Source organism: Terriglobia bacterium, assembly GCA_020072815.1.
Taxonomy (GTDB): domain Bacteria; phylum Acidobacteriota; class Terriglobia; order Terriglobales; family Acidobacteriaceae; genus Angelobacter.
In genome coordinates this window covers 565973-592172 of the sequence record JAIQGE010000001.1, presented here as the reverse complement: position 1 = coordinate 592172, position 26200 = coordinate 565973, and the positions used below count along the sequence as shown (strand labels likewise).

At 59.3% G+C, this 26200-nt stretch carries 22 protein-coding genes; 12 read left to right on the top strand and 10 right to left on the bottom strand.

Translation table 11 applies throughout. The features are described from left to right. Positions 1-184: 184 nt before the first annotated feature. From LAO20_02555 to LAO20_02545, 3 genes are all read right to left on the bottom strand, one after another. Positions 185-2278 (bottom strand): tetratricopeptide repeat protein, encoded by a 2094-nt coding sequence (locus LAO20_02555; protein MBZ5530289.1) that lies wholly within the window; start codon positions 2276-2278, stop codon positions 185-187. A gap of 126 nt (positions 2279-2404) precedes the next feature. Beyond that, on the bottom strand, positions 2405-3991 hold the full coding sequence (gene purH, locus LAO20_02550; protein MBZ5530288.1) for a bifunctional phosphoribosylaminoimidazolecarboxamide formyltransferase/IMP cyclohydrolase: 1587 nt from the start codon (positions 3989-3991) through the stop codon (positions 2405-2407). Positions 3992-4160: 169 nt separating this feature from the next. Continuing rightward, entirely contained in the window at positions 4161-4766 is a 606-nt protein-coding gene (locus LAO20_02545) for a hypothetical protein (GenBank protein MBZ5530287.1), read from the bottom strand. Between the two features lie 118 nt (positions 4767-4884). Here LAO20_02545 and LAO20_02540 point away from each other — a divergent pair, with 118 nt between their 5' ends. Continuing rightward, on the top strand, positions 4885-5559 hold the full coding sequence (locus tag LAO20_02540; protein ID MBZ5530286.1) for a response regulator transcription factor: 675 nt from the start codon (positions 4885-4887) through the stop codon (positions 5557-5559). Positions 5560-5795: 236 nt separating this feature from the next. Here LAO20_02540 and LAO20_02535 read toward each other — a convergent pair whose 3' ends face one another. The 4 genes from LAO20_02535 to fabG form a co-directional block, all read right to left on the bottom strand. After that, the gene (locus LAO20_02535) at positions 5796-6146 is read right to left on the bottom strand and encodes a helix-turn-helix transcriptional regulator (protein ID MBZ5530285.1); all 351 of its coding nucleotides are present in this window, start codon (positions 6144-6146) and stop codon (positions 5796-5798) included. A gap of 287 nt (positions 6147-6433) precedes the next feature. Next, positions 6434-6877: a GNAT family N-acetyltransferase gene (locus LAO20_02530; protein MBZ5530284.1), complete on the bottom strand. Its 444-nt coding sequence runs from the start codon at positions 6875-6877 to the stop codon at positions 6434-6436. 71 nt (positions 6878-6948) lie between these two features. After that, complete coding sequence (locus LAO20_02525; GenBank protein MBZ5530283.1) at positions 6949-7599, bottom strand: DUF2238 domain-containing protein; 651 nt, start codon at positions 7597-7599, stop codon at positions 6949-6951. A 24-nt stretch (positions 7600-7623) separates the two neighbouring features. Continuing rightward, a complete protein-coding gene (gene fabG, locus LAO20_02520) occupies positions 7624-8370 on the bottom strand; it encodes a 3-oxoacyl-[acyl-carrier-protein] reductase (protein MBZ5530282.1) in 747 nt (248 codons plus the stop codon). A gap of 781 nt (positions 8371-9151) precedes the next feature. Between fabG and LAO20_02515 the strand changes: the two genes are divergently transcribed. Continuing rightward, positions 9152-11569 carry a cadherin-like domain-containing protein gene (locus LAO20_02515; GenBank protein ID MBZ5530281.1) on the top strand — a complete coding sequence of 806 codons (2418 nt, stop codon included), beginning with the start codon at positions 9152-9154 and terminating at the stop codon, positions 11567-11569. A gap of 378 nt (positions 11570-11947) precedes the next feature. Beyond that, complete coding sequence (locus LAO20_02510) at positions 11948-12382, top strand: hypothetical protein (protein MBZ5530280.1); 435 nt, start codon at positions 11948-11950, stop codon at positions 12380-12382. 136 nt (positions 12383-12518) lie between these two features. Here LAO20_02510 and LAO20_02505 read toward each other — a convergent pair whose 3' ends face one another. Both LAO20_02505 and LAO20_02500 read right to left on the bottom strand, forming a co-directional pair. Further along, entirely contained in the window at positions 12519-13055 is a 537-nt protein-coding gene (locus tag LAO20_02505; GenBank protein MBZ5530279.1) for a GDYXXLXY domain-containing protein, read from the bottom strand. Further along, positions 13052-14194 (bottom strand): DUF2157 domain-containing protein, encoded by a 1143-nt coding sequence (locus LAO20_02500; protein MBZ5530278.1) that lies wholly within the window; start codon positions 14192-14194, stop codon positions 13052-13054. Before LAO20_02500 ends, LAO20_02505 begins: the two co-directional genes overlap by 4 nt. 1117 nt (positions 14195-15311) lie before the next feature. Here LAO20_02500 and LAO20_02495 point away from each other — a divergent pair. The 7 genes from LAO20_02495 (at position 15312) to LAO20_02465 (ending at position 22485) form a co-directional block, all read left to right on the top strand. Further along, the gene (locus LAO20_02495) at positions 15312-16892 is read left to right on the top strand and encodes an FAD-dependent thymidylate synthase (protein MBZ5530277.1); all 1581 of its coding nucleotides are present in this window, start codon (positions 15312-15314) and stop codon (positions 16890-16892) included. 12 nt (positions 16893-16904) lie between these two features. Next, positions 16905-17087: a hypothetical protein gene (locus LAO20_02490; GenBank protein MBZ5530276.1), complete on the top strand. Its 183-nt coding sequence runs from the start codon at positions 16905-16907 to the stop codon at positions 17085-17087. Positions 17088-17267: 180 nt separating this feature from the next. Next, positions 17268-18773 (top strand): diguanylate cyclase, encoded by a 1506-nt coding sequence (locus LAO20_02485; GenBank protein MBZ5530275.1) that lies wholly within the window; start codon positions 17268-17270, stop codon positions 18771-18773. A gap of 17 nt (positions 18774-18790) precedes the next feature. After that, positions 18791-19486, top strand: coding sequence for a PilZ domain-containing protein (locus LAO20_02480; protein MBZ5530274.1), 696 nt, complete (start codon positions 18791-18793; stop codon positions 19484-19486). A 48-nt stretch (positions 19487-19534) separates the two neighbouring features. Then, the gene (locus LAO20_02475) at positions 19535-20437 is read left to right on the top strand and encodes an ATP-binding cassette domain-containing protein (GenBank protein ID MBZ5530273.1); all 903 of its coding nucleotides are present in this window, start codon (positions 19535-19537) and stop codon (positions 20435-20437) included. Beyond that, positions 20430-21713 carry an ABC transporter permease gene (locus LAO20_02470; protein ID MBZ5530272.1) on the top strand — a complete coding sequence of 428 codons (1284 nt, stop codon included), beginning with the start codon at positions 20430-20432 and terminating at the stop codon, positions 21711-21713. Before LAO20_02475 ends, LAO20_02470 begins: the two co-directional genes overlap by 8 nt. Before the next feature lie 31 nt (positions 21714-21744). Continuing rightward, the gene (locus tag LAO20_02465) at positions 21745-22485 is read left to right on the top strand and encodes a lysophospholipid acyltransferase family protein (GenBank protein MBZ5530271.1); all 741 of its coding nucleotides are present in this window, start codon (positions 21745-21747) and stop codon (positions 22483-22485) included. A 104-nt stretch (positions 22486-22589) separates the two neighbouring features. Here the strand turns inward: LAO20_02465 and LAO20_02460 are convergent, their stop codons facing one another. Then, positions 22590-23555 (bottom strand): hypothetical protein, encoded by a 966-nt coding sequence (locus tag LAO20_02460; GenBank protein ID MBZ5530270.1) that lies wholly within the window; start codon positions 23553-23555, stop codon positions 22590-22592. A gap of 797 nt (positions 23556-24352) precedes the next feature. On the opposite strand from LAO20_02460, the gene ruvX reads away from it, so the two are divergent. Further along, positions 24353-24784 carry a Holliday junction resolvase RuvX gene (ruvX, locus tag LAO20_02455; protein MBZ5530269.1) on the top strand — a complete coding sequence of 144 codons (432 nt, stop codon included), beginning with the start codon at positions 24353-24355 and terminating at the stop codon, positions 24782-24784. 184 nt (positions 24785-24968) lie between these two features. After that, positions 24969-26087, top strand: a complete 1119-nt coding sequence (locus tag LAO20_02450; GenBank protein MBZ5530268.1) for a VCBS repeat-containing protein — start codon at positions 24969-24971, stop codon at positions 26085-26087. The last annotated feature ends 113 nt before the right edge of the window (positions 26088-26200 follow it).

Genomic DNA, 26200 nt, shown 5'->3' with positions numbered 1-26200 from the left:
TGGCGCGGGAAAGTAGCGGGCAAGCCATCGGCCGCGGTTTGAACGACCCGCCAGCCGTGAGCCGGTGGCGAGCATTACATACTCGGATGAGCCCGCTATTGCCAGCGGCCCCAGATTTGTTGTTCTGGGGCCGCTTGTTTTTGCGCGCCCACGCGAGCGTGAAGAATTGGTTTAAGGGTTTAGATCAATGCTGCTGCTGGGCCAGCTTGGTCTTGGTGCTTTCCAGCTTTTTCTGGACGCGCGCCACATCCTGTTGATCAACGTCAGCGGGGACGGAGCGGCCCCATTCGGCCAGTGCGCGCTCCCAGTGCATGACGGCCATCTTGAGCTTGCCGGTCTTGGCATACAACTCGCCCAGGTGATCATGCATGGTGGCGTCATTGGGATTTTTTTCCATGGCGCGGCGCAGGTTCTGTTCGGCGAGTTCGTAGTTGTTCAGCTTGAAGTAGGCCCAGCCCAGCGAGTCCAGATAAGCGCCGTTCTCCGGCTCCAGTTCCACGGCCCGTTTGATCAGGCCCAGCGCTTCTTCCAGATGCATGTTGTGATCGGCCATCATGTAGCCGAGATAGTTCAGCGTACCGGCGCTGCCGGGGTCCTGCTGCAAGACCTTGCGGAATTCCTGTTCGGCCAGATCGAATTTCTTTTCCCGCTCGTAGGTTGCGCCCAGGATAAAGCGAATGCCCTGCCGTTCTTCCGGACGCGTGGCCTGCTTGTCCATTCCCAGCAGAATGTCTTCGGCTTCCTGGAAGCGCTTGAGGCGCACGTAAACCTGAGAGAGCGAGATCAGTGCGTCGCGGTCGTCAGGCAAGCTCTGCACCACGGCCTTGGCCAGATTGATGCTTTCTTCCGCTTTGCCCTCGTCGGCAAGCTGCTGGGCCAGCGCCAGCTTCATGTTCTTGTCTTCGGGCAGTTTCTTTACCGCTTCTTGCGCGGTTCGGGTGGCGTCCGCCCAGAGTTTCTGGTCGCGATAGTTGTCAATGAGTCCGGAATAGCCGCGCGCGGACTCTTCGCCGCCCATGTCCACGATGCGGCGGTAGGTTTCCTGCGCCAGCGGATACTTGCCGGACTGGCGATAGATGTTCCCCAGGCGGTCCAGGAAGAGCGCCAGATTGTGACGGTCAGTCGGCGCGGTGGAGCGGGCGATCAGCTTTTGCAGGGCGGCCGCGGCTTCGTCCAGTTTGCCCTGGGCTTCCAGGATGTTGGCTTCACTGTACGCGACTTCCAGCGAGTCCTGCTGCAGCGCCTCGGCTTTCTTCAGGCTCTCCAGGGCCAGATCGAACTTGCCCATGCGGCGGTAAAGATCGGACACGCGCAGCGCAGCTTGCGGGTCCTGGGGATCAGCTTCCTGCAGCATGCGGTACTGTTCCAGCGCGGCCGTGGTCTGGTTATCGTTGGCCAGGTTCTGGGCCAAACCGCGCAGCGCGTCCAGATTGTCTTTGTCCAGGATCAGTGCGTGCTGGTAAGAAGCGATGGCAGACTTGTAGTCCTTCTGCTGCTCAAAAGTGTAGCCCATCATGGCGTAGATCTTGCTGGTGCGGCGGGCTTCAGGGACCGCGTTCAGCGTTTCCAAGGCGTGTTTGTTGTCGCCCTGCTCGTTGTACAGAAAGGCCAGGCGGGCGACCGCTTCTTCCGAACCAGGATCAATTTCCAACGCCGCTTTCAGCTGGACTTCCGCCTTGGGCAGGTCTTTGCTCAAAAAGTACAAGTGCCCGAGAAGAAGATGATTGTCAATGTTCTTGGGTTCGATGCGGGCGATGGCTTCATACTGCTCAACCGCGAGTTTGAGGAGTTCCGGCGAAGGCGCGCCGTTTTGTCCGTCGCCCATGGAGCGAAGGTAGATGCGGCCCAGCAGCTTGCGGGCATGCAGATTGTTGGGGTCGCGCTTGATGATTTCCTGGGCTTCCAGAACGGCGTCACGGATGCGGCCCGTGCGCGAGTACAACTCGGCCAGCCCGGCGTTCAAGAACTCTGAAGAGGGATCGTTCTCAATGGCCAGCTTGTATTCTTCAATGGCCTTGGTCGCGTACTCTGACCGGCTGTACATGGCCATCATCTCTTCGTACATATGAGCCAGAGAGTAGTGGTAGTACGAAGCTGCGTGGTCCACCTTCTTGGCGGCTTCCGGCATTCCGGGAGCGCCCGGCTGCGCGGGCTGTTGTGACGTGACGGACGGCTTGCCGGCCGGGGCTTTTTCCTGCGGATGCGTTTTCTGCGCGACTGCGGAGAGTGAGAGAAGCAGGACTAGAGAACTAAGCAACGAGCGTTTGCTGAAATTCATAAGAATAATGAGGACCGAAAATACAATCCCTTCATTTGGATGCTGCGGGCGCTGCCGGGAGTCAACCCTTCTGTCATAATTCTAGCCCGGCTGGGCCTAAACCGCGCAGTAGATAACACTTCCTACTTAGTGACGGAAGTGACGGACGCCGGTAAGCACCATGGCCAGCCCCAGGCGGTTGGCGGCGTCAATGACCTCCTGGTCGCGTACCGACCCTCCCGGCTGGATGATGGCCGTAGCGCCTGCCCGCGCGATCTCTTCCACGCCGTCCGGGAAAGGGAAAAACGCGTCTGAAGCGGCCACCGTGCCCGGCAAAGGTAAGATCGCTTTCATGGCCCCGATCTTGCAGGAATCCACGCGGGACATCTGCCCTGCGCCAATGCCCACGCTTTGGCCGTCGCGCGCATAAACAATGGCATTGGACTTCACATGTTTGCACACTTTCCATGCAAACAGCAGGGCGCGGAGTTCTTCGGCGGTAGGCTGGCGCTGGGTGACAACCTTCAGATCAGACGGCGCCAGCGGGCGCATGTCAACGTCCTGCACTAACATTCCGCCGGAAACGTGCTTCATCACGAATTTGGCCGGCCCCGGCTTTACTTCCACCAGGCGCAGGTTCTTCTTTGCAGCGAATTTGGCCTTGGCTTCGGGGTCAAAGCCGGGAGCAGCGATGGCTTCCACAAACAGCTTGGCCATTTCTTCCGCGGCGGCGCCGTCAATCACCCGGTTCACGCCGATGACTCCACCGAAAGCCGACACGGGGTCAGCTTCCAGCGCGCGCAGGTAGGCTTCATGCAGAGTGTGCCCGGTGGCCGTGCCGCACGGGTTCGTATGCTTGATGATGGTGCAAACGGTCTGGTCGAATTCCTGCGCCAGGTCCCAGGCAGCCTGCAGGTCAACAATGTTGTTGAAAGAGAGTTCTTTCCCCTGCAACTGGCGGCAGTTGGCCACGCCGGTGGCGGAACCGTCAGAGTACATGGCGGCGCGCTGGTGCGGGTTTTCGCCGTAGCGCAGGTCCATAACTTTGCTCAGGGAAAAACGTAGCGCCGCGGGGAAGTCAGCTTGCGGCGGAGCTGCTTGTGATGAAGAAAGCCGGAACTGGCCGGCGTCGGCTTCATTCAGCGTGATGCCCGCCAGGGTGGCCGCGATGGCGCTGTCATAAGCGGCGGTGGTGGCGAAGGCCCGTTGCGCCAGACGCCAGCGCGTGGCCAACGAGACATCGCCGCCGGAAGCCGACATCTCCGCGGCGATGGCCGAATAGTCATCCGGCGAAGTCACAATGGCCACGTCGCGAAAGTTTTTGGCCGCGGACCGCACCATGGACGGCCCTCCGATATCAATGTTCTCGATCACCTCGTCAAAGTGCACGCCCGGTTTGGATGCCGTCTTTTCAAACGCGTAAAGGTTGACCACGACCATGTCAATGGGCTGGATGCCGTGCTCGCGTGCCGACGCCACGTGGCTGGGATTGTCGCGCACGTGCAGGATCCCGCCGTGGACCTTGGGATGAAGCGTCTTGACGCGACCGTCCATCATTTCGGGAAAGCCGGTGAGCTCGGAAATATCTTTCACCGCCACGCCGGATTCGCGCAACAGCTTGGCAGTTCCGCCGGTGGAAATGAGTTCAACTTTCAGGGCGGAGAGTTTTTTGCCGAAGTCTACGAGGCCGGTCTTATCGGTGACGCTGAGTATGGCACGCTGAATTTTGGGCACGGCGTTTCCTCGGAAGGGGGAAGGGTTAAGGAATAAGGTAACAGTGAGGGCCGACGACGTGCAAACAGAGGAAGAGGAATTGGTAATTGAATGATTTTGTAATTTCGTAATTTGAAAACGCAAATCGGCAAATTATCCGATTACCAAATTACACAATCCCCAATTTCCCTTACGCTTTGGGTTTGGCTTTGAGTTTGACCTGGCCGTTTTTGATCTCCACCGAGTATTCCACGGATTTGGAGCCGTACTCTTTGCGGAGTTGCGAGGTCTTTTGCTGGACGAATTTCTTGAAGGAGTCCAGATTGGCCGAGCTTTTTTCGCCGGTATGCTTGCGCGCGTCAGAGAGGGCGTGGAACAGGGCCTCGACCTGCTTCTGGTCGGACTTGGAGTCAGAGAAAGCCACGCTAAAGGGCTTAGCGTCAACCACTGAGCCGTGCAGCTTAAGCTCCTGCTCGGCGGCATGCTGCTGGTCAGGACGCAGGCCCTGGATTCCCAGAACGGCGTCCTGGGGACGGCGGTACCCTTCTTCCTTGATCTGCAGTTTCTGCTGCCACAGAGCGTTGTACAGCGCGAACTTCTGCTGCGCGGTGTTATAACGGAAGCGCTGGCCGTAATTCATGCGGCTGCCGTCAGAATATTTTTTCAGCAGGTTTTTGACTTTCCATTCGATGTCTTGGGGCGGTTTTTTGGAACCGCCGCCGAAATAGATGTCGTACTCCACCTTGAGGCGGCGCAGATGATCTTCGAGCATCGAGAGTTCTTCGTCGATCGTCAAGGGAGCAAAACTCCGTCTTCCGCGGTCACGATTGCGGCTGAGCGGACTATATCATAAGAAAAATTACCGAAATTTACCCCAAAGTCCAGGCAGTTCATTGTGCTTTGGATTGCATCCAATGTCAGATATGAATGGTGTAAATATGTCCCCCAAACGGATTCGTCTTATTATCGCCTACGATCATAAAGTGCTGCGCGAGTCGCTGGCGTCATTACTGACTTCGCAGGAAGACTTCGAGGTGGCGGGTTGCGCCATCACCGGCCCGGAGGCCTTAACCATGGTGCAGGAGCTGCAGCCGGACGTGCTGATCCTGGACCAGTTCCTTCCTCCCGGCGATGGCTTTGAAGTGTTGCGCGCGCTGGATCGCGCGGGCAACCGCGCCGGCGCAGTGGTGCTAACGTCATCCGAGAATGAAGCCGACTACGCGCAAGCCGTGAAACTCGGCGCGCGCGGGCTGGTCCTCAAGAACGATGGCTCGGAAACCTTGTTCGCGGCCATCCGCACCGTGGCCCGGGGCGAACTCGCGTTCTCCGATGAGCGGGCGCAGCAGGTGCTGGCCAGCATGAGCGCGGAATCGCATAAATCCAACCACGCCCTGGGCAGGCTTTCTGATCGCGAACGGCAGATCGCTAATTACGTGGCCCGCGGCTTGAAGAACAAAGACATTGGTCAGGCCTTGTCCATCAGCGAGAACACGGTGAAAAGGCATTTGCAGAGCATTTTCACCAAAACCGGCGTTCGCGACCGGTTGGAGCTGGCCGTCATGACGCTGGGTGAGGCCAACGCGGCGTAGTTTTTCTGTCGCTGCGCTCCAAACCGCTTGCGAGTGTAGCTTCGGGCTCAGTTTGCTTGTGCGCCTGCTGCAGGCCGCTCGGCGCGCAAGTCGGCCTCGCGGCCCAATATTCCTGTCACTTCGCTCCGGACCGCCGGCGAGTCTGCTTTTCGCCGAGGCCAACCTGCTCCTCTGCGGGCCGCTCGGCGCGCAAGTCGGCCTCGCGGCCAATTTCTGTCTAGGGGCTGAATGCTGACTTATTTGCCTGAGCTGGATGCCATCTTCTTGACCATCGCCAGCACCAGTTTGCGGTCGCTGTCATTCAAGTTGGTGGCGTAGCGGCGGATCTGGCTGAGAAAGCGGACTTCTTCTTCGCTCAGTGGCGGCAGGCTCTTGGAGTTGCCGTTGGAGTGGTGGTCGGCGAAGAACTGCCCCAGAGGCAGGTCCATAGCGCCGGCGATCTTGGCAAGAGTATCCAGTGACGGAATGGTATGCCCGTTTTCTACCCGCGAAAGGTAGCAGCGCAACAGTCCTGTACGCTTCTCAATGTCCCCTTGGGACATACCTTTCTGCATCCGGTAATTCCTGATTGTTTCTCCAATATTCATTTGGGAACCAGCACAACAGGGCTCGCATCAGCGATCGGGGTTGCGTGAATAGTAATCACGCGCCAAGCTTTCTGCAAGCACAATTTTTGTCAGCCAAGCGTGCAAAACCTGCGAGGAACTCGGCGTCAGCCACAATTCTGTTGCACACATCCCAATGACTGTTGACGCGCGCACTAAGCAAAATCATGTAGTTACCAAATAAGCATCTTGTAGACTGCCCCGGCTGAACGCGATAAGAGAATAGAGTTGACGAGTTGCTTTCAGCTTGCCGCAGCATCCGCATGATTCTATGCAGACCGGCGCGGAGACGACTTTAGACTGAGCTCCATAAAGACGGTTTTATCCACAGGCGTGTTGTAGTAAGGAGCCACTTCTTTGAATCCCAGTTCGCGGTAAAGGCTGATCGCGCGGTCCATTTTTCCCGGAATGGTGTCCAGGCGCATGGCCGAGTATCCGCAGGCCAGCGCCGCGGCGATGAGCTCTTCGGCCAGCGCGCGGCCAATGGCGTGTCCGCGAAATCGGGAACGCACGTAGAGCCGTTTCATCTCGCAGACGCCGGGAATGTCTTGCGGCAACGGCCGCAGCGCGCCCACTCCAGCGGGCTGGCCATTCCAGAGAGCTAGAAAAAGGCGTCCGCCGGGCGGGGCGTACTTGCCAGGCAGCGTACGCATTTCGTCTTCAAAACCCTGGAAACACAGGTTGTATTCCAGCCAGGTGGCGTACTCCACCATCAACTCGCGCGCCGTGGCGATGTGCTCCGGGGTCTCGGCTTGGATGATGGTCAGCACTTCTGTGCTCCCGCTCAGGCCTGCGCCCCACTCGTCTTTCGCGACAGCAGATCTTCAAGCCGGGCGATCAGGCGATCATGCCATCGCGAAAAAAACATCAGCGCAACCAGCGCGCCGACTAAGGCAGTGGCCATATCTTCCTGCGTGTCCCAGGGATCGCCTTGCGTCCCCAGGAACGACTCCGCGGCCGTGCCGGTGGCAACGGAAATCCGCCACTCGAAAAGTTCATACGCGGCGCTGATGGCCAGGCAGATACTCAATACGATGTAAAAAAGCCAGCCGCGTCGCAAAACAACTTTGCGGCGCAACAACACTTCGCGCGCAATCAGCGCAGGGACAAAGCCCTGGGCAAAATGGCCTACGCGGTCGTAATCATTGCGCAGCAGATGGAAGTGGTCGCGTACCCAGTCACCCAGCGGGACCAGCGCGTAGGTGTAATGTCCGCCGACAAACAGGATGCAGGCGTGGATGGTTATCAATACGTAAACAAAAGTCGTAAACGGGAACCTGCGGTAAGTAAAAGCCAGCACGCCCAGGGCGATCAGCGCTGGGAAGACTTCAAGACTCCAGGTGAAGTAGTCGTGAGGATGGATGGCGGACCACGCCAGCACCAGGGTGAACACGGTCAGCAGGACCAGCAACGCGGGTTTTTGCTCAGGCAACATGGCGCACAATCCTTTTCGCGGACGTTACCCCATCAGCATGCCGCCATTGACTTTGAGAACGTGGCCGGTGATGTAGCCGGCCTCTTCCGAAGCCAGGAAACGCACCGCATGCGCGACTTCCATATCAGTGCCGGGGCGGCCGAGGGGGATCATCTCGCTAACTTTTGCCTTCAAGTCCTCAGAGAGCCCTTCCGTCATGGCCGTGGTGATGTAGCCCGGCGCGACGGCGTTCACGGTAATGCTGCGCGAGGCCACTTCGCGGGCCATGGCCATGGTAAATCCGATCAGCCCGGCTTTGGCGGCGGCGTAATTCGACTGTCCGGCTTGTCCCGTCTGGCCGAAGACGCTGGTGATGTTGATGATGCGTCCCCAGCGCTGCTTCAGCATGCCGCCGATCACCGCCTGTGTGCAGAAGAATGCGCCGCTGAGGTTGGTCTGGAGCACGGCGTCCCAGTCAGCGCGTTTCATGCGCAAAAGCAGCATGTCCCGCGTGATGCCGGCGTTGTTAACCAGGATGTCAATCTTGCCGAAGCGGTCTTGGGCCGCCTTCACCGCGGCTTTGACTTCGTCTTCATTGGCCACGTCCATGCGAAAGGCCGCCGCCTGGCCGCCTAGCGACTCGATTTCTTTGACCACGTCCGCCAGTTTGGCCTCATTGCGTGCAGCCAGTGCGACGGAGGCTCCGCTTTCCGCCAGCTTGAGCGCGCAAGCGCGGCCGATTCCCTGCGAAGCGCCAGTCACCAGGGCCACGTGGCTCGTTGCTTCCGGCATGTTGGCTGATGGCCTCCTTCCGGGGAAAGTAACTGCGCATTATATAAGGAGCCAAGCTGAAAGCGCGGCAACTGGGGGCTTCGCGTGCAATTTCGGAGCCATACCCACATTACCCTGGGCGAAAAGAGTCAAGGTTTTACCCCATACAAAATGCCAAGGTTGCCTGATTGAAGGTGCAGATTCAGTCAGGCATGCTTCTGGGTACCATTGAGGCTGTCTTCCGGGCCGCTCGAGTAGCTGTATTGCCTGAGCGGTAAGTGGCAGCCTCAAGACGTAAGACGGATGACCTCGCAGAGCTCGACGGTTTCACCGCGACGGAACGCGAGTGAGGCCGGCAATGAGTGAACATGCGCATCGGTGCCTCATCACACCGCGAAACAGCGCAGCTATGCCGCAGTGGCCCGTTCCACGGTGGCAAACGCTTCCGGCGTTTTGCGCCAATCAAACGCAGGAAGCAACGAATCGCCCGGGCTTAACCGCCCGGGCTTTCGCTTTCCGGGCCTCTTCCCCGGCGTCCGCTGTTACGCCATCTGAAGCAAGATTGAAAAATTAATGTTGCCGGACTGTTCCACGCGGAACGCCTTCCTGTCTTACCCAGCAGAGAGAATTTCACAAAAGCTCTTGTTGGTAGCGAGCCGCAAAGGACGACGGAACTCCGAAGCAGCTCAGATAACAGCAACTCTCCAAAAACAACTTAAGGACGGATACTCCCATGACTTGTGCGCCACGTCGTACTTTGCAGGCTTCGTCAGCTTCCAGGAAAATTTCCGGATTTGTGCTGATGCTGCTTTTAACCATCGTCTTTGCAACCACTTCCACGCAGGCCCAGCTAAAGCGGGTGGGGCCTGTAAGTGCATCCAACGGATTCCCGCAGTGGTACCAGGACAACAGCGGTCTAACCATGGAATTCTGCCAGAACCTTAGCCAGGCAGAGCTAAACGGCGGGTGGTGCCGGTTGCTGCCGCCGGTTCCGCCGACGGCGCCGGAAGTTTTTCCCACCAACTTCGCCGACGAGCACTTCTACTGGGGACTGAACGCCGGGGCCCTCAGGGCGCCCATCGCCGGCTCAACCCAGACGGTCGTGGTTTCTCTGGTCGCTGGACTGGAAGGCGCATTCGCCACCGGTCCAGTGATCAGCGGGAACCAGATCGTCTTCGCCCGCGTGCGGATCAAGATCAAACCCATCCCTTATGACGGCACCTACACGGTGTACACGCCGTTCGGAAAATTTGTGTTCGAAAACCAATTGGCCAGCGACCCGCGCGGGCTGTTCTTCACCGAAGACGTGGGTCTGACGCCGGGCGACTTCACCTTGGCGCTGAATGGCCGCATTGGACCGTTCCTGCTGCCCTCCGCCAATCCCGGCGGCGCGGAAATGCCAGCGCTGACGGCTGCTAACCCGACTCCGGACAGCGATCCGGCCCACTTTGGCGGCGCATTTGTTCCCACGCCTTATCCGGGAACCGGGAAAAGCTACATCGCCGATCCCAAGCGGCTGGGGCCGATCACCGGCAGCCCGATTGCCAATTACCTGCTGCCCGACGGCACCACGCGCAACGCCAACATCTTCCGCATCGAAGGCCCCAACGGTTTCGTATATGAGACAACCGACTTCAGCCTCTCGGGACGGGTCTTTGAAGGCGCCATCGCCGGACGGATGCAGGTTGACCGGGCAAGCTACGCGCGCTCGGCTTCCGGCAACAAGGTAGACGTTTACGCTACAGCGTTCCCCAACGTCCAAGGACGGCTGCCCGCGGGCCAACAGCCGGCGCCGATTACCACGCATCTTTCCTTCTTTGACGTGCCGTGCTCCGCAACTCTGGATGCGGCGGGCAATCCCGGGCCGCCGTTTAGCGCGCCCGCCGGAGCCACCCCGACGCAGATGCTGGCCAATGGCAGCAACTACTACGGCCAGAGCCAGCCGGCCGCCATCGCGCAGGAAGTCTGCGTGCAGGCCAATGCCGTTGACGCCGGGGGCCAGACGGTCTCCACGTTCATTCCGACTCTGCTGGGCGACCAGGTCTTCATCACCGAAGCGCTGTATGATCCCGCGAGCCAGAGCCTCTCGGTCAAAGCCAACTCCAGCGACCAGGTGATTGCGCAGACCCTGGTAGTTGAAGGTCTGGGCAACATTGATTCCGCGTCCGGACAACTGCTGGTCAGCCCGCTTCTGGCGCCTCCCGCCAAAATCAGGGTGATTTCGTCAGGCAGCGGCTTGAATGAATTCCAGGTGAACACCGGCGCGGTCGCCGGCGGCGGGCCCATCCTGCCCATCGCCGTCAATGACGGTGCAGCTACCAGCGAAGACACGGCTGTCACCATCAACGTTTTGGGCAATGACACCAATGCAGCGGGCGGGACCGTGAGCCTGGTCAGCCTGCCAGCGCTGGGCACCGCCGTGGTCAACCCCGACGGCAGCATTCTGTACACGCCCAACTTGAACGCCAATGGGACGGACAGCTTCAGCTACCACGTAATCGTGGGCGCGCAGGTTTCCAACGAAGCCAGCGTCACCATCACCATTGCTCCGGTAAACGATCCGCCGGTGGCCGTGAATGACGCGGGCTCTGCGCTGCGTGGAGTCCCCAACAGCATCAACGTGCTGGCCAATGACACCGATCCAGACGGCTTCGCTGACCTGGCCCGCGCGGTGATCGTGACCGGCAACGCCAACCTGGGCATCACCGCTGGAACGTCCTTCGCTGGCGGCGTGGTGACCTTCACTCCTCCCGCAACCGCTGTGGGCGGCGTGTACACCTTCACCTACAACGCGGTGGACCAGTCAGGTGTGGCCTCGGCCACGCCGGCCACGGTCACCATAACGCTGACCTCGGCGGAGAGCATTACTCCTGCGAAGGGCATCTACACGACGAAAACCGGTCGCTGGACGGTAAGCGGCACGGCATCGCCCAGCGCCGGCCAGACCATGCGAATCGCCTACGATCCTGGCACCGTTGCTACCTACAAAGTCAACGGCGCTTGCACCGGCAACGCGGCAGGCGCCGTCCTGGCCAACGTAACCGTGGATGCAACCGGGACCTGGACGTATGACCAGATCCTGGCCAGCACCGCAGGCGTTCTCAATCCCAGCAACACGTCGGGCAATTCCGCCGGCTTCTGGTGCGTGGCGCCCAAGACGCTCCGCATCACCTCGGCCCTGAGCGGCGCCAGCGCCACCATCGCCATCAGCTTGAAGTAGCTGGTTCATAACCCCGCGCTGCGGTCAGCGACATTCGCCGGAGCGCGGGCCACAAATAACAACGCAAAATCATGGGGAGTTTCAAGTTCGATTCCCTTCGCTTGCCGGAAGCTGGCGGTGGGAATTGAAAATGACGGCTCGGGTCCCAACCCGGGCCGTTGTTTTTTTCGGCAGAGTGGGTTCGCGGGCGGGCGACGCACCAATGGGACTAAGGCCCACGCCCCTTCGGACTTTCGTTCTCGACCGCCTGGGTATAGCATCAAGTCTGCTGCTGCCGGGCTACTGGAACTTGGCAGCTAGGAAAACCCGATTTTCAGTCCTGCGCTTCGTCACCCGATGAACAGCTGCTCTCCAACGGCGGCTGGTAAGAGGTAAGACATGACCAAGTCATTGACTCTCTCGAAAATTCTGTTTGCCCTGATATTTGCCTGCGTCACAGTTGCGGGCATCGCAAGCTGCGGCGGCGGCATGATGGACACATCACGGCAGTTGCAAAGCATCACGGTCACCCCGGCCATGGCCACCGCATCCAGCACTTCCGGAGGCGTGCAGTTCACGGCCACGGGAATGTACAACATGAACCCCATGTCGGTGATGTCGCCGCCCGTTGAGTGGTCCCTCATGCCTTTCGGTTCGGCGCAGCCGCAGCCCGCCGGCGTGAGCCTGGACGCCAACGGGATGGCCCATTGCTCGGGATTTGTAGGGACCGTTCCGATTGTCGCCACCGCGCCCATGGACCCGAACATGTCGCTCTCCATGATGAACATGATGACGCGAAACGTGAGCGGCATGGCACAGCTTACGTGCCAGTAAAACCGCGCTCACCGATGTGGCGGCCGCCCGCGCGAAGCGTTCGTTGCGTCGCGATAAGTCCTAGCGACACTTCGTTCTATTGGCGATACGTCGTTCTATTAGCGGTACGTCGTTCGATTAGCGATAAATCGCTTCCTTAGCGGTAAGTCAGTGGTATCCACTCTGCGCCGCGCTTGATCGCCAACTGAATTGGACGCGGCGGACCTTTGCGCGGGACCGTGACTTCAGCCCACAGCTCGTCACCCGTTGCGCGATTCATGCGCGGCATTTCCGCGTGCTCCGGCACGAAGAACGCCACGTTCGGCGACAAAAGATAAACATCGTTGCCGGGCTGGTTGGGTTGCCGGCTCCAGGTGAAGACGCTCATCCCTGTGGGCGTCTCCGCTTTGTGGGCCACCAGCTGGCCGTTCTCCACGGAAACACGCACGTACTGTGAGTTGTACTGGTACGCGTACTTGGGGTCCGGCGTGGGATTGGTCTCGTGTTCCGGCGCGTGGATTTGCAAACTCAAGTTGATGTAACGCCCGCGGATGGGCATGTCCGGGTCCACTTGCGCGGTGCGGACCCAAATACGCGGACGCGTTTTGCGGTCATACAGCAGCTTGCCGCTCAGACTCAGCACGATCAAGATGTGAATCAGCGCGACGGCCACGCCCTTACCCAAAGCATTCATTGTGTTCCTCCCGACGACGCGGCGCGCGCGATCAAGTCAGCGCGCAAGCGGTTCAGCACCCAGCCTCCAGCCAGGAAAATTACGCCCAGCAGGATCAGCCCCATGGACCGGCCCAGCTTGTCCAGAACGTCAGAGAAGTAGAAGGTGATCACGTCCAGGGCGAAGATCGCGGTGCCGAAGTTGATGAACAGCCTGCGATTTTCGCGCACGCCCCACCAGCAAAGTCCGCAGGCCCCGAGCGCCACCCAAAGATAAAGCCACGGGTTATGTGATGGGGTGTGCAGACGGCTCAGCATGGCCAGCACAAATACCCACACCGCGGAGGCGAACATCGGCACAGAATCTTTTCTCCTGATCAGCGCGGCAATGCCCAGCGCGGGGACATAAGCCGCAACGTAGCCCAACACCATCAAGTGCGCGGGAAGTCCAGGGTGACGCAGCGTCGAGCCGTAATAGTCATAGGTTTCGCCCGACCACATCACATCGCCGATGAACGGTATGAGAGCGAATGCGCCAACCCATACCATACCCAGGCGCAAAGCGCGATTGGGTTCGCGCGGCGTGGCCGAGAAGTAGAGAATCGCCAGCAACAAAAACCCCTGCGCGGCAATGTTCCATGCGCCACGATAGCTCTCCGTCGCCAGGCTCCATTCGCCGCCAAGCCACCAGGGAATCAGCACCGCTGCCAGCAGCGCCTGCGGCCATTGGCGCAGAATCAGCCATGCCACCACCGCGCCCGCCGACCACAGCATCAGTCCGCCGGGCCAATGTTCTTCCAGGTTGAAAATCTGCCCGGCCAGATAAATGCCCGCGCCCAGTGACACCGTCCCAGCCACGTGCAGGGCCACGCCGATGGCCGGCACCTTGGGCCCCAGCAGGCTGGCGACCAGGTGGAACACCGCCACCATGCCCAGCACCAGCGCGAAGCGCTGCATGGGCGATAGGTCGTCCCAGTGCGAGGCTACAAACAGCAGGATGCCGGCGCACAGCATGAGCGCCCCAAACCCGACGGCCAGCATCGCCGGCCAGCGCATGCGTCCTTTGCCCGCGGCCTGCTCGAACTCGCGTACGCGCCCGGCGGTGGCTGCGTCAATCAGGTTGGCATCAACCCAGCGTTGCAGATCTTTTTCCCAGCTCATGGGTGGTTGCTCCGTGGGGATTATCCATCATCTGGAATGCGCGACAACAGGATTCTTGCCGGGCTTCTGTGTCTCGCGACGGTTGCGGTTGAATGGTATTACACAAGTCTTACAAAAAGACGGTGCCGGATTACCGATGCACATCTCGAGTGTGACGTGGCGAGAGTTTTGTCATTCCGGCGGTCGCAATGATTTTGTCATTCCGATCCGGAGCTTGCCGAAGGGGAGGAACCTGTTTTGCTTTCCGATCACGGCGACGTGTCGGGTGATGTCGACGATCTTCAGCTTTTCGCTTAGACCTCCGATTCCTGGCATCGGCAGGTGAACTTTCAGAACTGCGCTCAACGACTATATTCCGAGAGCGTTTGCTTCGCGATGAGCGAAAACGAACACTTCCACGAAGCCGCCTTGTCAATGGTGTACTACTTCGCACTTGATTCGCTATTTGAAATGCGATATTATAAGCTGCGCCTCAGGGCGTGAAAGAACCGAGATCATTGAAAATAAAGCAATTAGCAACTGGCGGCTAGCGGCTAGCCAAAGCTGGCGCCTCTCAGCTGATTGATTGGGACCCGATTGGGATCGCCGTCGGCTAAGTCCTTTGTTTATTGGGACCATTGGGATGAATAGGGGAGGGGTGTGGGGATCCCAATCGGAAGATCGGGTGATCGGGGCATCGGGTGATCGGAAAAAGGTATCGCCGGGGATGAGTTGGGCTAAGTCTATATTTTCCGGGGATGAAGCGGGAGGGGCTGGGGATCGCCGGGATCGCGCGTGATCGCCGACATCGCCGTGATCGGAAAGGCAAACCTTACCGCTGATCCACGCTGATGACACTGATTTAGGAACGAGGGGAGCAAGAGATAATTGAGTAGAGATTGCCGAAATCCACGGCTTCGCCGGGACAGGTCGCCGGAATCCACGGCTAGCCGGGACAGGTTGCCAAAATTGATGGTTAAAAGGCAAACGGCCTGGCACATCGCCGAGATCGCACGTGATCGCCGACATCGCCGACATCGGAAAACCCTCAACCACGGAGGACACAGAGAGAAGCGCGGAGGCCACCGATTTTCTTCCCCCGTTTCCCACAACCTTCTTGAACTAGAATCTCTCTGCCATGAGCACGCCTGAAACCACCACCGCCGCCAAATCTCCGGTCGCCGAAAAAAACGGCTCTCCCGGCCCCCAGGTCAACGTCTTTGCCGTGCACGGCGTGGACCCCGAGGTCCAGGCCTACGCCATGGCCAAGTATTCGCGGTCGGCCTTGTCCATGAAGGAGTCGCTCAAGGAGATCAGCGACCAGAAGGCCGAGCAGTTCCTGAACACGTTTTATTTCCAGTACGGCCACCGCTCCATTGCTGACCTGGCGCACATCGCCATGGCGGTGGAGAAGCTGTCCATCCTGGCGGCGATTGTGCTGGTGGACGAGCAGCGCTGGGACGGCCAGGAGCGCTCCACGCGCTACCAGAATTTCAAGAAGAGCGGATATTTCGTCCCCGACTTTGGCGGCGACCAGGCTTCCGAGCAGAACTACCGCGCCACCGTGGATTTTCTCTTCGCCGAATATGACGCCTTCACCCAGGAGATGCTGGGCTATTACAAGTCGCGGGTCGCGCAGCCGGTGGACATGCCGGAGGACGCCTACACGCGCACCCTGCGCGCGCGGGCTTTCGACAATTCGCGTTACCTGCTGCCGCTGGCCACCAACACGTCGCTGGGGCAGATCGTGAACGCGCGCACGCTGGAAACGCAGATCGCGCGGCTGCTGGGGAGTCCGTACAGTGAAGTCCGGCATTTGGGCGAGTTGCTCAAGCAAGCTGCGAAAGAGCCGGCGTTCAACGCGCAGGCCGAATGGCTGCGCGGGCTGGTGGAAGAAATCAAAGCCGCCGACCCGGCGCTGGGCGCGCGCGCAGAAGAGCAGTTGATGCGTCCGGTGAAAGTGGCGCCCACGCTGGTGAAGTACGCCAACGCCAGCGACTACGAAATCAAAACGCACCACGACCTGGTCTTCGCCGCCGCGGAGTTGATGGAAGGCGTGCCGGTGCAGCCCGCGCCGCTGGTGGACCTCGTCGAAGAAGGGCCGCTTGAATTGGCGTTGGCGACCACGTTGCTCTATTCCGGTTGCCATTATCCTTACCGCCAGGTGCGGGAACGGGTGCAGGCCATGAGCGGCGCGCAACGCCAGGAGATCATCGCGCTCGGCATGCGGCATCGTGGCGCTCATGATGAGTTGCTGCGGTCGTTTCACGCCGGACACCAGTTCTGCTTTGACATCCTGATGGACATTGGCGGCTTTCGCGACATGCATCGCCACCGTCGCTGCACGCAGATCGAGCAGGGATTCACGCGTCATCACGGCTATGACACGCCTGATGACATCGTGGCCGCCGGGTTGGGTGACCGCTACAAAGCCGCCATGCAGCGCGTCGCGCATGCCAGCAGTGAGATGAATGCGTCCGCTCCCACACACGCCGACCTCTATCTGCTGCCCATGGCCTTCCGCAAACGCACCCTGTTCAAAATGGATTTTGCTGAAGCTTTGTACATTGCCGAGTTGCGTAGCGCTCCGGCGGGGCATTTTTCTTATCGCAACGTGGCCTACGCCATGTATCAGGAGGTGGCACGGAAACATCCTTCGCTGGCCCAGTACTTCCGCGTGACCGACGCGCGCCAGCCGGTGGATTTGCTGAAGCGCTAGATTTTCGCGAACGTGAGCGCGGACGAGGTAGCCCAGGCTTTCGCCGGCTTTCCACCGCGCCGCGCCAACATCGGGCGCGCTGGGGGCCCCGGGTTTGGCGAAGCCTGGGGATACAAAGCTCAAAAGCAAGCCTGGCTGACCGTCGTCGCACTGGCTGAAGTGCAGTCAGGTAAAGACATTACCCCTTCGTCATGAGGTTAAAACACTAGGGCGGGGACCCGGCGCCACGAAAGGCCTTTCTGAAAGTCTTAATCGGCGGTAAAATTTCAATTAATTAAGCCAGGTATGTGCTCTCACCCCCTACGGCAAAGCTGCGCGGACACCTTCTGCCGGGAAGCGCATGGTTGTTTTCCGAAATAGGAGAACTAGATTCGTTTGCTCGAGTCCATGCAAAAGATCGCCATTTTGTACGACGCCAGCCAGGCGGTCCTTTCCACGTTTGACCTGGACGAAGTACTCAACCAGATTCTCACCATCATCCGCGATTATTTCCAGCTGCAAAACGGCGCGGTATTGTTGCTGGATAAGACCCGGGAAGAGCTTTTTGTCCGCGCGCAAATTGGCCGCAGCGCCGAGGACATTGGTTTCCGTGTGCCCATGGGCCAGGGGCTCACCGGCGCAGCCGCGCGCTTGAAGCGGCCCATCTACGCGGCCGACGTGTCGCAAGATCCCCGGTACTTGATGAAAGTGCCGGAAACGCGGTCGGAAGTGGCCATCCCGCTGATGGTGCGCGACGAAGTCGTGGGCGTGCTGGACTTTCAGAGCGAGCAAGCCGACTTTTTTGACGCCGGCATGATTGACTTGCTCACGCTGTTTTCCACGCAGGCGTCCATGGCGCTGGAAAATGCGCGGCTGTATTCCCTGGAGCGCCGCCGCGCCGAACAACTGGAAGCCATCAACGCCGTGGCCCGCCAGACCACGGCCCTGCTGGAGCTTGACCAGTTGCTCACCGTGGTGTGCCGCCTGCTGCTGGAATGGTTCCACGGCATTGATCACGTGGCGGTGCTGATTGCAGAAGGCGATTCACTGCGGGTGCGCGCTTATGAAGGGCGCTTGACGCCCTCGGTCGCCATGGGAGCGCAATTGGCTCCGGGCGCCGGCCTGGCCGCGCGCGCGCTGGCCACCGGCCGCAGCGTGATTGAAAACGACGTCAGCAAAGTGGAAGGCTACATCGCCGGCTTTGTGGAAACGCAATCGGAAATGTGCGTGCCTCTGATTTTCTTTGGCGAGAAACTGGGCGTGCTGGCCCTGGACAGCGCCCGCAAGAACGCGTTTGACAAGGAAGACCAGCAGCCGCTGGAATCGGTGGCCGATATCTGCGCCGCGGCCATGCAGAACGCCAGCTATTTTGACCGCATGAAGCAACTGGCCTACGTGGACGGGCTCACCGGAATCCACAATCGCCGCTTCTTTGAAATGCGGATTGTGGAAGAACTCGAGCGCGCCGCGCGCTTCCAGGGCCGCATGTCCGTGATCATGGCGGACATTGATAATTTCAAGCGTTTGAACGATGAATTCGGCCATCTGCTGGGCGACGAAGTGCTGCGCTCCGTCTCCATGCTGCTGAAGCAGCAACTGCGCAAGGTGGACCTGGTGTGCCGCTACGGCGGAGAAGAGTTCGCCATCATTGTGCCGGAGACCACCGGAGAAAACGCCATGCGCGTGGCGGACAAGCTGCGCCGCCAGATCGCCAACCATCATTTTCCCGGGGTGCCGCGGCCGGTGACCATCAGCTGCGGCGTTGCCGATTACCCGACCCACGGTATTACCCGCGACGAAGTGGTGGCCGCCGCTGACGCTGCCATGTACGTGGCCAAACAGGAGGGCCGCAACCGGATTGCCGCCGCCTCCACCAAGAAGGAATTGTCCGCATCCAGGTAGAACAGGTATAGGGTCCCATGAGCAGCGCCACACCGATCCCCGGGAAGATTATCGCCCGCGCCGCCAGCGTCCATATTGACAACGTCTGCAACGCTTTCCTGCACGATTGTTTCCGCCAGTTCGGAATTCAAATTGTCGCCGTGCCCGGAGACGCCGCGGAAATGTTTGGCCACCAGAAGTTTGAAGCCTGCGTGCTGCGGCTTTACGATCCCGAAGCCGAGCGCATCCTCAGTGCCGCGCGCAACTCCACCTCCAACCGCCGCATGGTGATTTACGGCATCGCGCGCAGCGCCCATGAAGCGCTGCTGCATTCCAACTTCGGCGTGAATGCCATCCTGGACGAGCCTCTGGACCGGCAGAGCGTGTTGAAAGTTGTCCGCTCCACGCACCTGCTGGTGCTGCACGAGTTGCGCCGTTACGTGCGCGTCCCGGTAATTTCTGAGACGGTGATTGAAGGCGGCTCTGGCAGCGCGGCTGCCGTGACCATGGACATCAGTTCCGGCGGGCTGTCCGTGCGCTGCCCGGCGAATCTCTCGTCCACCGACCCGGTCAAAGTCACCCTGACCCTGCCCGGGCTTCCCCGGCTGGTGCTGCGGGCTTTCATCTGCTGGAAGCGCGAGAACGAAAAAACCTACGGCCTGCGCTTTGATCCTTCCGACGAGCGCCGCTTCCGCGTTCGCGGCTGGATAGATCATTATCTGGAAATCATGTAACCTGAACGCCACGTCCTGCGTATCGTTTCAGGAGCCAATTCTTTCCTCATGAACACCATTGAACTCAGCCAGGTCCGCAAGACCTACGACCAGTTTGTGGCCGTGGACAACCTTTCGTTCAGTATTGGCGAAGGCGCCGTATTTGGGCTGCTGGGCCCCAACGGCGCGGGTAAGACCAGCACCATCCGCATGATGATCGGCATCACCGCGCCGGACAGCGGCAGCATAAGCGTTTTCGGCAAGCCGTTTGAGCGCACCAGCCTGCACAACATCGGCTATCTTCCCGAAGAGCGCGGGCTCTATAAGAAGATGAAGATCGTGGACCAGTTGGTGTTTCTGGGCGAACTGCACGGCATGAACGCTGCCGTCGCCCGGAAGAAGGCCATCGCATGGTGCGAGCGGCTGGAGATTGCGGAGAAACTGCAAAGCAAGGTGGAAGAGCTTTCCAAGGGAATGCAGCAGAAGATCCAGTTCATCGCCGCCCTGTTGCACGAACCGGACTTCGTCATCATGGACGAGCCGTTTTACGGGCTCGATCCAGTCAATGCCGGCTTGCTCAAAGATGTGCTGATGGACCTGAAGAAGAGCGGCAAGACCATTCTGTTTTCCACCCACCGCATGGACCAGGTGGAACGGCTCTGTGACAGCATTTGCCTCATCGATAAAGGCCGGCCGGTTCTGCAAGGGGAGCTGAAGGAAGTGAAGTCGCGCTACGGCAAGCGCAACGTCCAGATCCAGTACGAAGGCGGCGGGGGCTTTCTGCAAAACAAAGCGCTCGTCGCCTCTTGCGACGACTACGGTAACTACGTGGAAGTGAAGCTGGCGCCTGGGGCTGATCCCCAGGACCTGTTGCGGCTGGCCTTGGAGCGCGTGCGCGTCAACCGCTTTGAGCTGATGGAACCGTCCATGGAAGAAATCTTCAAAGAAGTGGTGGGGAAGACCGATGCGTAATGTTTGGATTATCGCCAAGCGCGAATACCTGGAGCGGGTCCGCGCCAAGTCGTTCCTGATCATGACCATCCTGATCCCCGCGCTGATGATTGGCGTTTCGGTTGTGCCGTCTCTGATCGCCACCCGGTCCTCGGGCGGAACCAAGAAGATTGTTCTGGTAACCGCCGACCCGCAGACCGGCGCGATCCTGCGCGAGGAACTCCTGGACCTCAACAAGCCGAAAAAAGAGGCGGATATGCCAGGTGGCCAGCGCGGTCCGTTGACCACCACGCACTACGACGTTACGGTAGAGACGGACGTCTCCGACGCGTCCCGCCGCGCCTTCACAGAGAAAGTGAAGGCCAAGCAACTGGATGGCGTTATCTGGGCCAGCGATGAAGCGCTGGCTTCCCGGAAGTTTGACTACATTACGCTGAACGTTTCCAGCTTCATTGATACTTCCATCCTGGAGCGGGCCATCAGCGTCGGCGTGCGCCGGCAAATGCTCAAGGGCAAAGGCCTCACGGACGCTGACATCCAGAATGCCCTGAAGCCGGTGGACCTTGCGGCCATTAGTCCTGAAGGCAAAGACAAACCCGATCCGCAGAAGCTGTTCCTGACCGTGCTGGCCCTGGTGATGGTGCTGTATATGACCATCCTGCTGTATGGCGTCAACGTGATGCGCGCTATCTTGGAAGAAAAAACGTCCCGCGTGATGGAAGTCATGCTTTCCACCGCCACGTCGCAGCAGATGATGACCGGCAAGATCCTGGGCGTCAGCGCCGTGGGGCTTACCCAAGTCGGCATTTGGTCCGTGGTAGCGGGCGCGTTGCCGCTGCTGGTTGCCAGTTCAGCTGGCACGTTCAGCGGTGTGCTCAGTACCAAGCTGCTCGTTTATTTTGCCGTGTATTTCCTTCTTGGCTTTGCCCTCTATAGCACCTTGTGCGCGGCCATTGGCGCCATGGTGAATTCCGAACAGGAAGCCCAGCAACTGCAGATTGTGGTGATGATGCCGTTGATCCTTGCCGTCATCATCATGGTCAACATCATCCAGTACCCGTCCAGCCCGCTGGCGTTTTGGGCGTCGCTGTTTCCCTTTACTTCTCCCCTGATCATGCTGACGCGGCTTGCTCTGCAGCCGCCGCATACGTGGGAGATTGCCCTGTCCATTGCGCTGCTGGTGGCCGCGGTATTCGGATGCGCCTGGCTCTGCGGACGCATCTACCGCGTCGGCATCCTCATGTACGGCAAGAAGCCCACGCTGCCGGAAATCTTGAAGTGGATCAAATACGCGTAGCCGGGAATTGCCGCAGGTAAAATCACTTCTGATGGAACCTGTGGCCCAGACCGCTGAACAAGAAATCAGGAGCGAGAATGCTACTCGCTCTTTTTCTTGGCGCGAACGCCTGTCCCTGTTTCTGATCACCTGGGTGGGCTACCTGCTGATCCGGCTGGTTGGACCTACACTGCGCTACACGTTCATTCCCGAGCCAGGCTGTCTGGCGAACGACCACGGGCCAACAGCGCTCTCCATCTGGAGCTTCTGGCATCGCTGCGTGATTCCGGCGGCGTATCGTTTCCGCAACCAGAAGATCGCGGTGATGACCAGCCGCAGCTATGACGGCGAATACATCGCCCGCATCATCCACAAGCTGGGATTCAGAGCGGTGCGGGGATCCAGCTCGCGGGGCGCGGTGGGCGCGCTGATGGGGATGCGCCGCCAATTGGAGCAGGGACATACGGTGGCCTTTACCATTGATGGTCCGCGCGGGCCAAGATACGTGGCCAAGCCCGGCCCGGTGTTGCTGGCCAAAAAAACCGGCACGCCGATCGGGTGTTTTTATATTGCCCTGGAGCGTGCGTGGATCTTGAAATCCTGGGACCGGATGATGATTCCCAAACCGTTCTCGCGGGCGATGTTTTTTGCCAGCAGCCCGATCATTGTTCCGCCCGACGCTAGCGACGAGCAGATGGCCGCATTTCACCAGCAGATGCAGGAGACGCTGGAGCGTTGCCGGTTGAAGGCGGAAGAAGCAGTCAGCAATCAGCAATCAGCAGTCAGCGGTTAGCAATTAGCAGCAATACAACAAAGCCTTTAGGTCAGGGCGCTCCTTTTGCGGAGCGCCCCAGTTTAGCAGTGCTGCTTCAAGAAAACATCAGCATGCTGGCGTCTTTAGTGAATGCAGGTTTCATTGGCCGTGCCAAAGGTGTTGTGCTTCCACGTGTTGCTGTCGCAATTGGCGTTGGTGTCTGCCAGGTCAAAATTCCCATTGTTCAGTGCCGTGTTTAAGAAAATGCTGTTGTTGGTGCTGTTCTCGATGAAGCCGATGCCGATTCCCACGTCGAAGTTGTTGTTGGCGGTGTTGAACCGCACATCATTGCTCGTGCCGCCGATCAGGATGCCGTCAAGATTGTTGCTGGCGGTGTTGTCGCGGAACGTGTTGCCATTGCCAACTGCCAGGAACCCGGCAAAATAGCCGCTGGCATTGTTTCCCTCAAAATGATTAAAGGATGGACAGGTCGTCGGGTCACTACAGTTCGCATTCGAGCCGCCGATGGTCACAATCCCAAAGGACAAGAATTCCTCGGCGCCAGCGCCTATGAGAGTCACATCCTTGACTGAGGAATGGGAGGTCAGGTTAAACGCCACGCCCAAGAAGAAGCCGGTAATCGTTCCCGGCCCATTAATGGCTACGTGGGAGTTCCCTTGATCGCCTAAGAAGACCCCAACGGAGATGCCGATGGCAGTGTTATTGCCATCGCCGGAAATCGTGTGGCCGTTGAGCAACAGCGTCACATGGTCGGCAACGATGTCAATACCGTCTACCGTAGCAGGAGGATTTGCCGTGGGCGCCGTCCTGCCAAACAAAGTGCTGGGGACCTGCGACAACACGGTGCTTAGAGCACTTGGCCCGTTTGTCGTGGGGGCCACAGGGGCGCCGCAATTCAGGTCGTTGGCCAGAATGTATAGTCCTGGCTGGGTGATCACCGTGCCGCAGTCGATAATGGGTGTGGGCACTACATCCTGCGCGAAGGCCGCGCTGGAAATGAAGGCTGCTGCAAGCAGGCTGAAAAACACAAGGCGCAGGCTGCCGGAAATGATCCGGCCTATGAGAGACTTTTTGGATGTGAACAGCATGGTATTCCTTTCTTTGCTCGAGGATCTCGAGCTCTAGTTTCGCAACCGGCTGGCCTTGCCTGAACAGAAGGACCAAGGCTTCTCGCTGAATGTCTTCTCCCTGCCTGCGCAAAAAATGAGTCCCAAATTTAGAACCGAATTCTTGCTGGTTCTTTGGGCCATCTTCAGGCTCGCGGGCCAGACGGCTGTCATGATCGTTGTCAAACCGCGTCGAACTGAGGGCCAATCTGAATGGAGACGGCGTCATCACTTACAACGAGGGGTGAAAGATTACTTGTCGAACTTGCGCGGGAAATTCTTCTTCACGCGCACCGTGTTGAGCTACACACTAACTAGCGAGGTGTAACTACACTGTGATGATAGTCACCTATTGGTGTGAGAAGTTATGAAATCTATGTTGAGCTAGTTCCAAAATAGGATGAGATTAGTCTTATCTAAACGGCAAGAGTAGTTCATAAGAGAAGTCTTATGGTTGATGTGAAAAATGATTTACATAGCAAACTATCATCAGTTAGCATTTGGCCCATTGAATGGATAGAGTGCTTAGAGAAGTCTTATCGTCGGCGTGAAATAGTAGCATTGCATTTCATCAAGCGCATGGAGAGCGATCCTAAGAGAAGCCTAATCGCTGGAGTGAGAGCTTCAGCACATTCGCAATCAGCGCTTCAAATCTGCAGGCGGTGACACAAATGCATCCGCAACCCGCCCCTGCATCATAAGAAGATGAGCTTTGACGACAAGTTCCTGGCCAGATCACCCCGCATCTGCCAAACTCCAACGCCCCGTATAATCCCATCATGCCTTCTCCCGGACGCATCCTGGCCATTGATTTCGGCTTGCGCCGCATGGGGCTGGCGGTGTCTGATCTGCTGGGGATTACCGCGCAGGGAATTGACACGCTCGAGCGCAAGAACAAGCGCAGCGACTTTGCCCGCCTGGAGCGCGTGCTGCGTGAATACCAGGTGCAGGAGATCGTGCTGGGCAATCCGCTGCGCATGAGCGGCGAAGAAGGCCGCCAGTCGCAAAAGGTGGCGGAGTTTGCCGAAGAGCTGCGGAAGAAGTTCCAGCTTCCCGTCCACCTCTTCGACGAGCGGCTTACTTCCGCGGAAGCCAACCGCCTTCTGCGCGAAGCCGACCTGAGTATCGAAAAGCGCGCTAAAGCCGTAGACCGCATGGCCGCCGTCCTGATCCTTCAGGCGTTCTTGCAGTCGCGAGCCTCAGCTGAATAAGCCGCCGCATGCGCGCATAACTCGCAGGCGCAGTTCCGCTTGTGCATGCTCATCAGTAAGCACCAAGCATGTTGGCAATCACCGTATCACCGCAGGTGCTTTGCCGCCTGCCGCGCTCGCGGGGTAAACTGATCTTCGGTTCACCACATGCCTCGGAGGGGCGGGCAAAATGAACATGGGCAAAATGAATTCTTGGCAACGCAACACTCTTCAATACATCGTCGGGCTGGCGCTGGCGTGCGCGCTGCTCACGGCTTTGGCAGTCGGGCAAGGGCCGGGAGGCTGTTCGCCAATGTCTGCGGGCACGCAGTTTGCTGACGTCACCGGCAGCGGCAGGGCTGACCTCATCACCGTGTACAAGAACGGAATCTCCGTCCGCCCGTCTGACGGCTCGCGTTTCTTGCGTCCTAACACCTGGTCCCCGCGCGGGTTCTTCGGCAGCGACGAATCCGGCACCGCTAACATCTACTTTGCCGACGTCACGGGTGACGGCCGCGCCGACGCCATTGTCTCCAACCTCAACGGCCTTGACGTCCGCGTCTCTGACGGCCGCGGGTTCCTGGGCAACGAGGCTTGGACCAACGGCCCGTTCTTCGGCAGCCTGTACGGGCGCCACAACCTCTACTTTGCCGACGTTACAGGCGGCCGCGCCCGCCGCCGCGCCGATGCCATCGTCGTCAACCCTGACGGCATTGTGGTGCGGCGTTCCGATGGCCGGCAGTTCCTTCCCAATGAAGCCTGGACCAACGAGCCTTTTTACGGAGAGCTGGGCACTTACTTTGCCGATGTGGATGGCGACGGCCGCGCCGATGCCATCGCCGTGAACCGCAACGGGATCACCGTCCGCCGCTCCGATGGCCGGAGGTTTATGGGCAATGAACTTTGGATGGAAGGCCTGTTCCAGGGAGGCCGAAACCGTTGGGGCGACCGGGACCGCGGCCGCGACCGCGACCGCAGCCGCGATTGGGACCGCCCCAGAGGCAAAGTGCTTGCTTACTACTTCGCTGACGTGAACGGTGATGGCAAAGCCGACGCCATCATGGTGACCACCGAAGGCGTCCTGGTGGGCCTCTCGGATGGCCAACGGTTTCTGCCGCCTTATTTGTGGATCGTCGGGCCGTTCTACGGCGGAGTTGGGACCTATTTTGTAGACGTCACCGGCGACGGCATGGCCGATGCTGTTGCCGTCAATACCAACCGCATTGACGTTCGCCGCTCTGATGGCACGCAGTTCCTGCCTAACGAGGCTTGGACGCGCGGCGCCGCTTATGGCGACATCGTGCCCCTGTGCAGCATTCGCTAGAGACGAGGGTCAAGCGCCGAAGGCGCGAAACAGCCTAGCCCACCCGGGGTCCCCGGCGCACGCTTCGTGCGCTGGGGTGGCGTCCTGAGGCGAGCGCAAGCGAAGCCGGAAGG

Bases quoted from the DNA above. Each gene is read 5' to 3' on its own strand.
- LAO20_02555 (MBZ5530289.1), bottom strand. From the start codon at position 2,278: ATGAATTTCAGCAAACGCTCGTTGCTTAGTTCTCTAGTCCTGCTTCTC.
- LAO20_02540 (MBZ5530286.1), top strand. From the start codon at position 4,885: ATGTCAGATATGAATGGTGTAAATATGTCCCCCAAACGGATTCGTCTT.
- LAO20_02535 (MBZ5530285.1), bottom strand. From the start codon at position 6,146: ATGAATATTGGAGAAACAATCAGGAATTACCGGATGCAGAAAGGTATG.
- LAO20_02530 (MBZ5530284.1), bottom strand. From the start codon at position 6,877: ATGGTGGAGTACGCCACCTGGCTGGAATACAACCTGTGTTTCCAGGGT.
- LAO20_02525 (MBZ5530283.1), bottom strand. From the start codon at position 7,599: ATGTTGCCTGAGCAAAAACCCGCGTTGCTGGTCCTGCTGACCGTGTTC.
- fabG (MBZ5530282.1), bottom strand. From the start codon at position 8,370: ATGCCGGAAGCAACGAGCCACGTGGCCCTGGTGACTGGCGCTTCGCAG.
- LAO20_02515 (MBZ5530281.1), top strand. From the start codon at position 9,152: ATGCTGCTTTTAACCATCGTCTTTGCAACCACTTCCACGCAGGCCCAG.
- LAO20_02510 (MBZ5530280.1), top strand. From the start codon at position 11,948: ATGACCAAGTCATTGACTCTCTCGAAAATTCTGTTTGCCCTGATATTT.
- LAO20_02505 (MBZ5530279.1), bottom strand. From the start codon at position 13,055: ATGAATGCTTTGGGTAAGGGCGTGGCCGTCGCGCTGATTCACATCTTG.
- LAO20_02500 (MBZ5530278.1), bottom strand. From the start codon at position 14,194: ATGAGCTGGGAAAAAGATCTGCAACGCTGGGTTGATGCCAACCTGATT.
- LAO20_02495 (MBZ5530277.1), top strand. From the start codon at position 15,312: ATGAGCACGCCTGAAACCACCACCGCCGCCAAATCTCCGGTCGCCGAA.
- LAO20_02480 (MBZ5530274.1), top strand. From the start codon at position 18,791: ATGAGCAGCGCCACACCGATCCCCGGGAAGATTATCGCCCGCGCCGCC.
- LAO20_02475 (MBZ5530273.1), top strand. From the start codon at position 19,535: ATGAACACCATTGAACTCAGCCAGGTCCGCAAGACCTACGACCAGTTT.
- LAO20_02470 (MBZ5530272.1), top strand. From the start codon at position 20,430: ATGCGTAATGTTTGGATTATCGCCAAGCGCGAATACCTGGAGCGGGTC.
- LAO20_02465 (MBZ5530271.1), top strand. From the start codon at position 21,745: ATGGAACCTGTGGCCCAGACCGCTGAACAAGAAATCAGGAGCGAGAAT.
- LAO20_02460 (MBZ5530270.1), bottom strand. From the start codon at position 23,555: ATGCTGTTCACATCCAAAAAGTCTCTCATAGGCCGGATCATTTCCGGC.
- ruvX (MBZ5530269.1), top strand. From the start codon at position 24,353: ATGCCTTCTCCCGGACGCATCCTGGCCATTGATTTCGGCTTGCGCCGC.
- LAO20_02450 (MBZ5530268.1), top strand. From the start codon at position 24,969: ATGAATTCTTGGCAACGCAACACTCTTCAATACATCGTCGGGCTGGCG.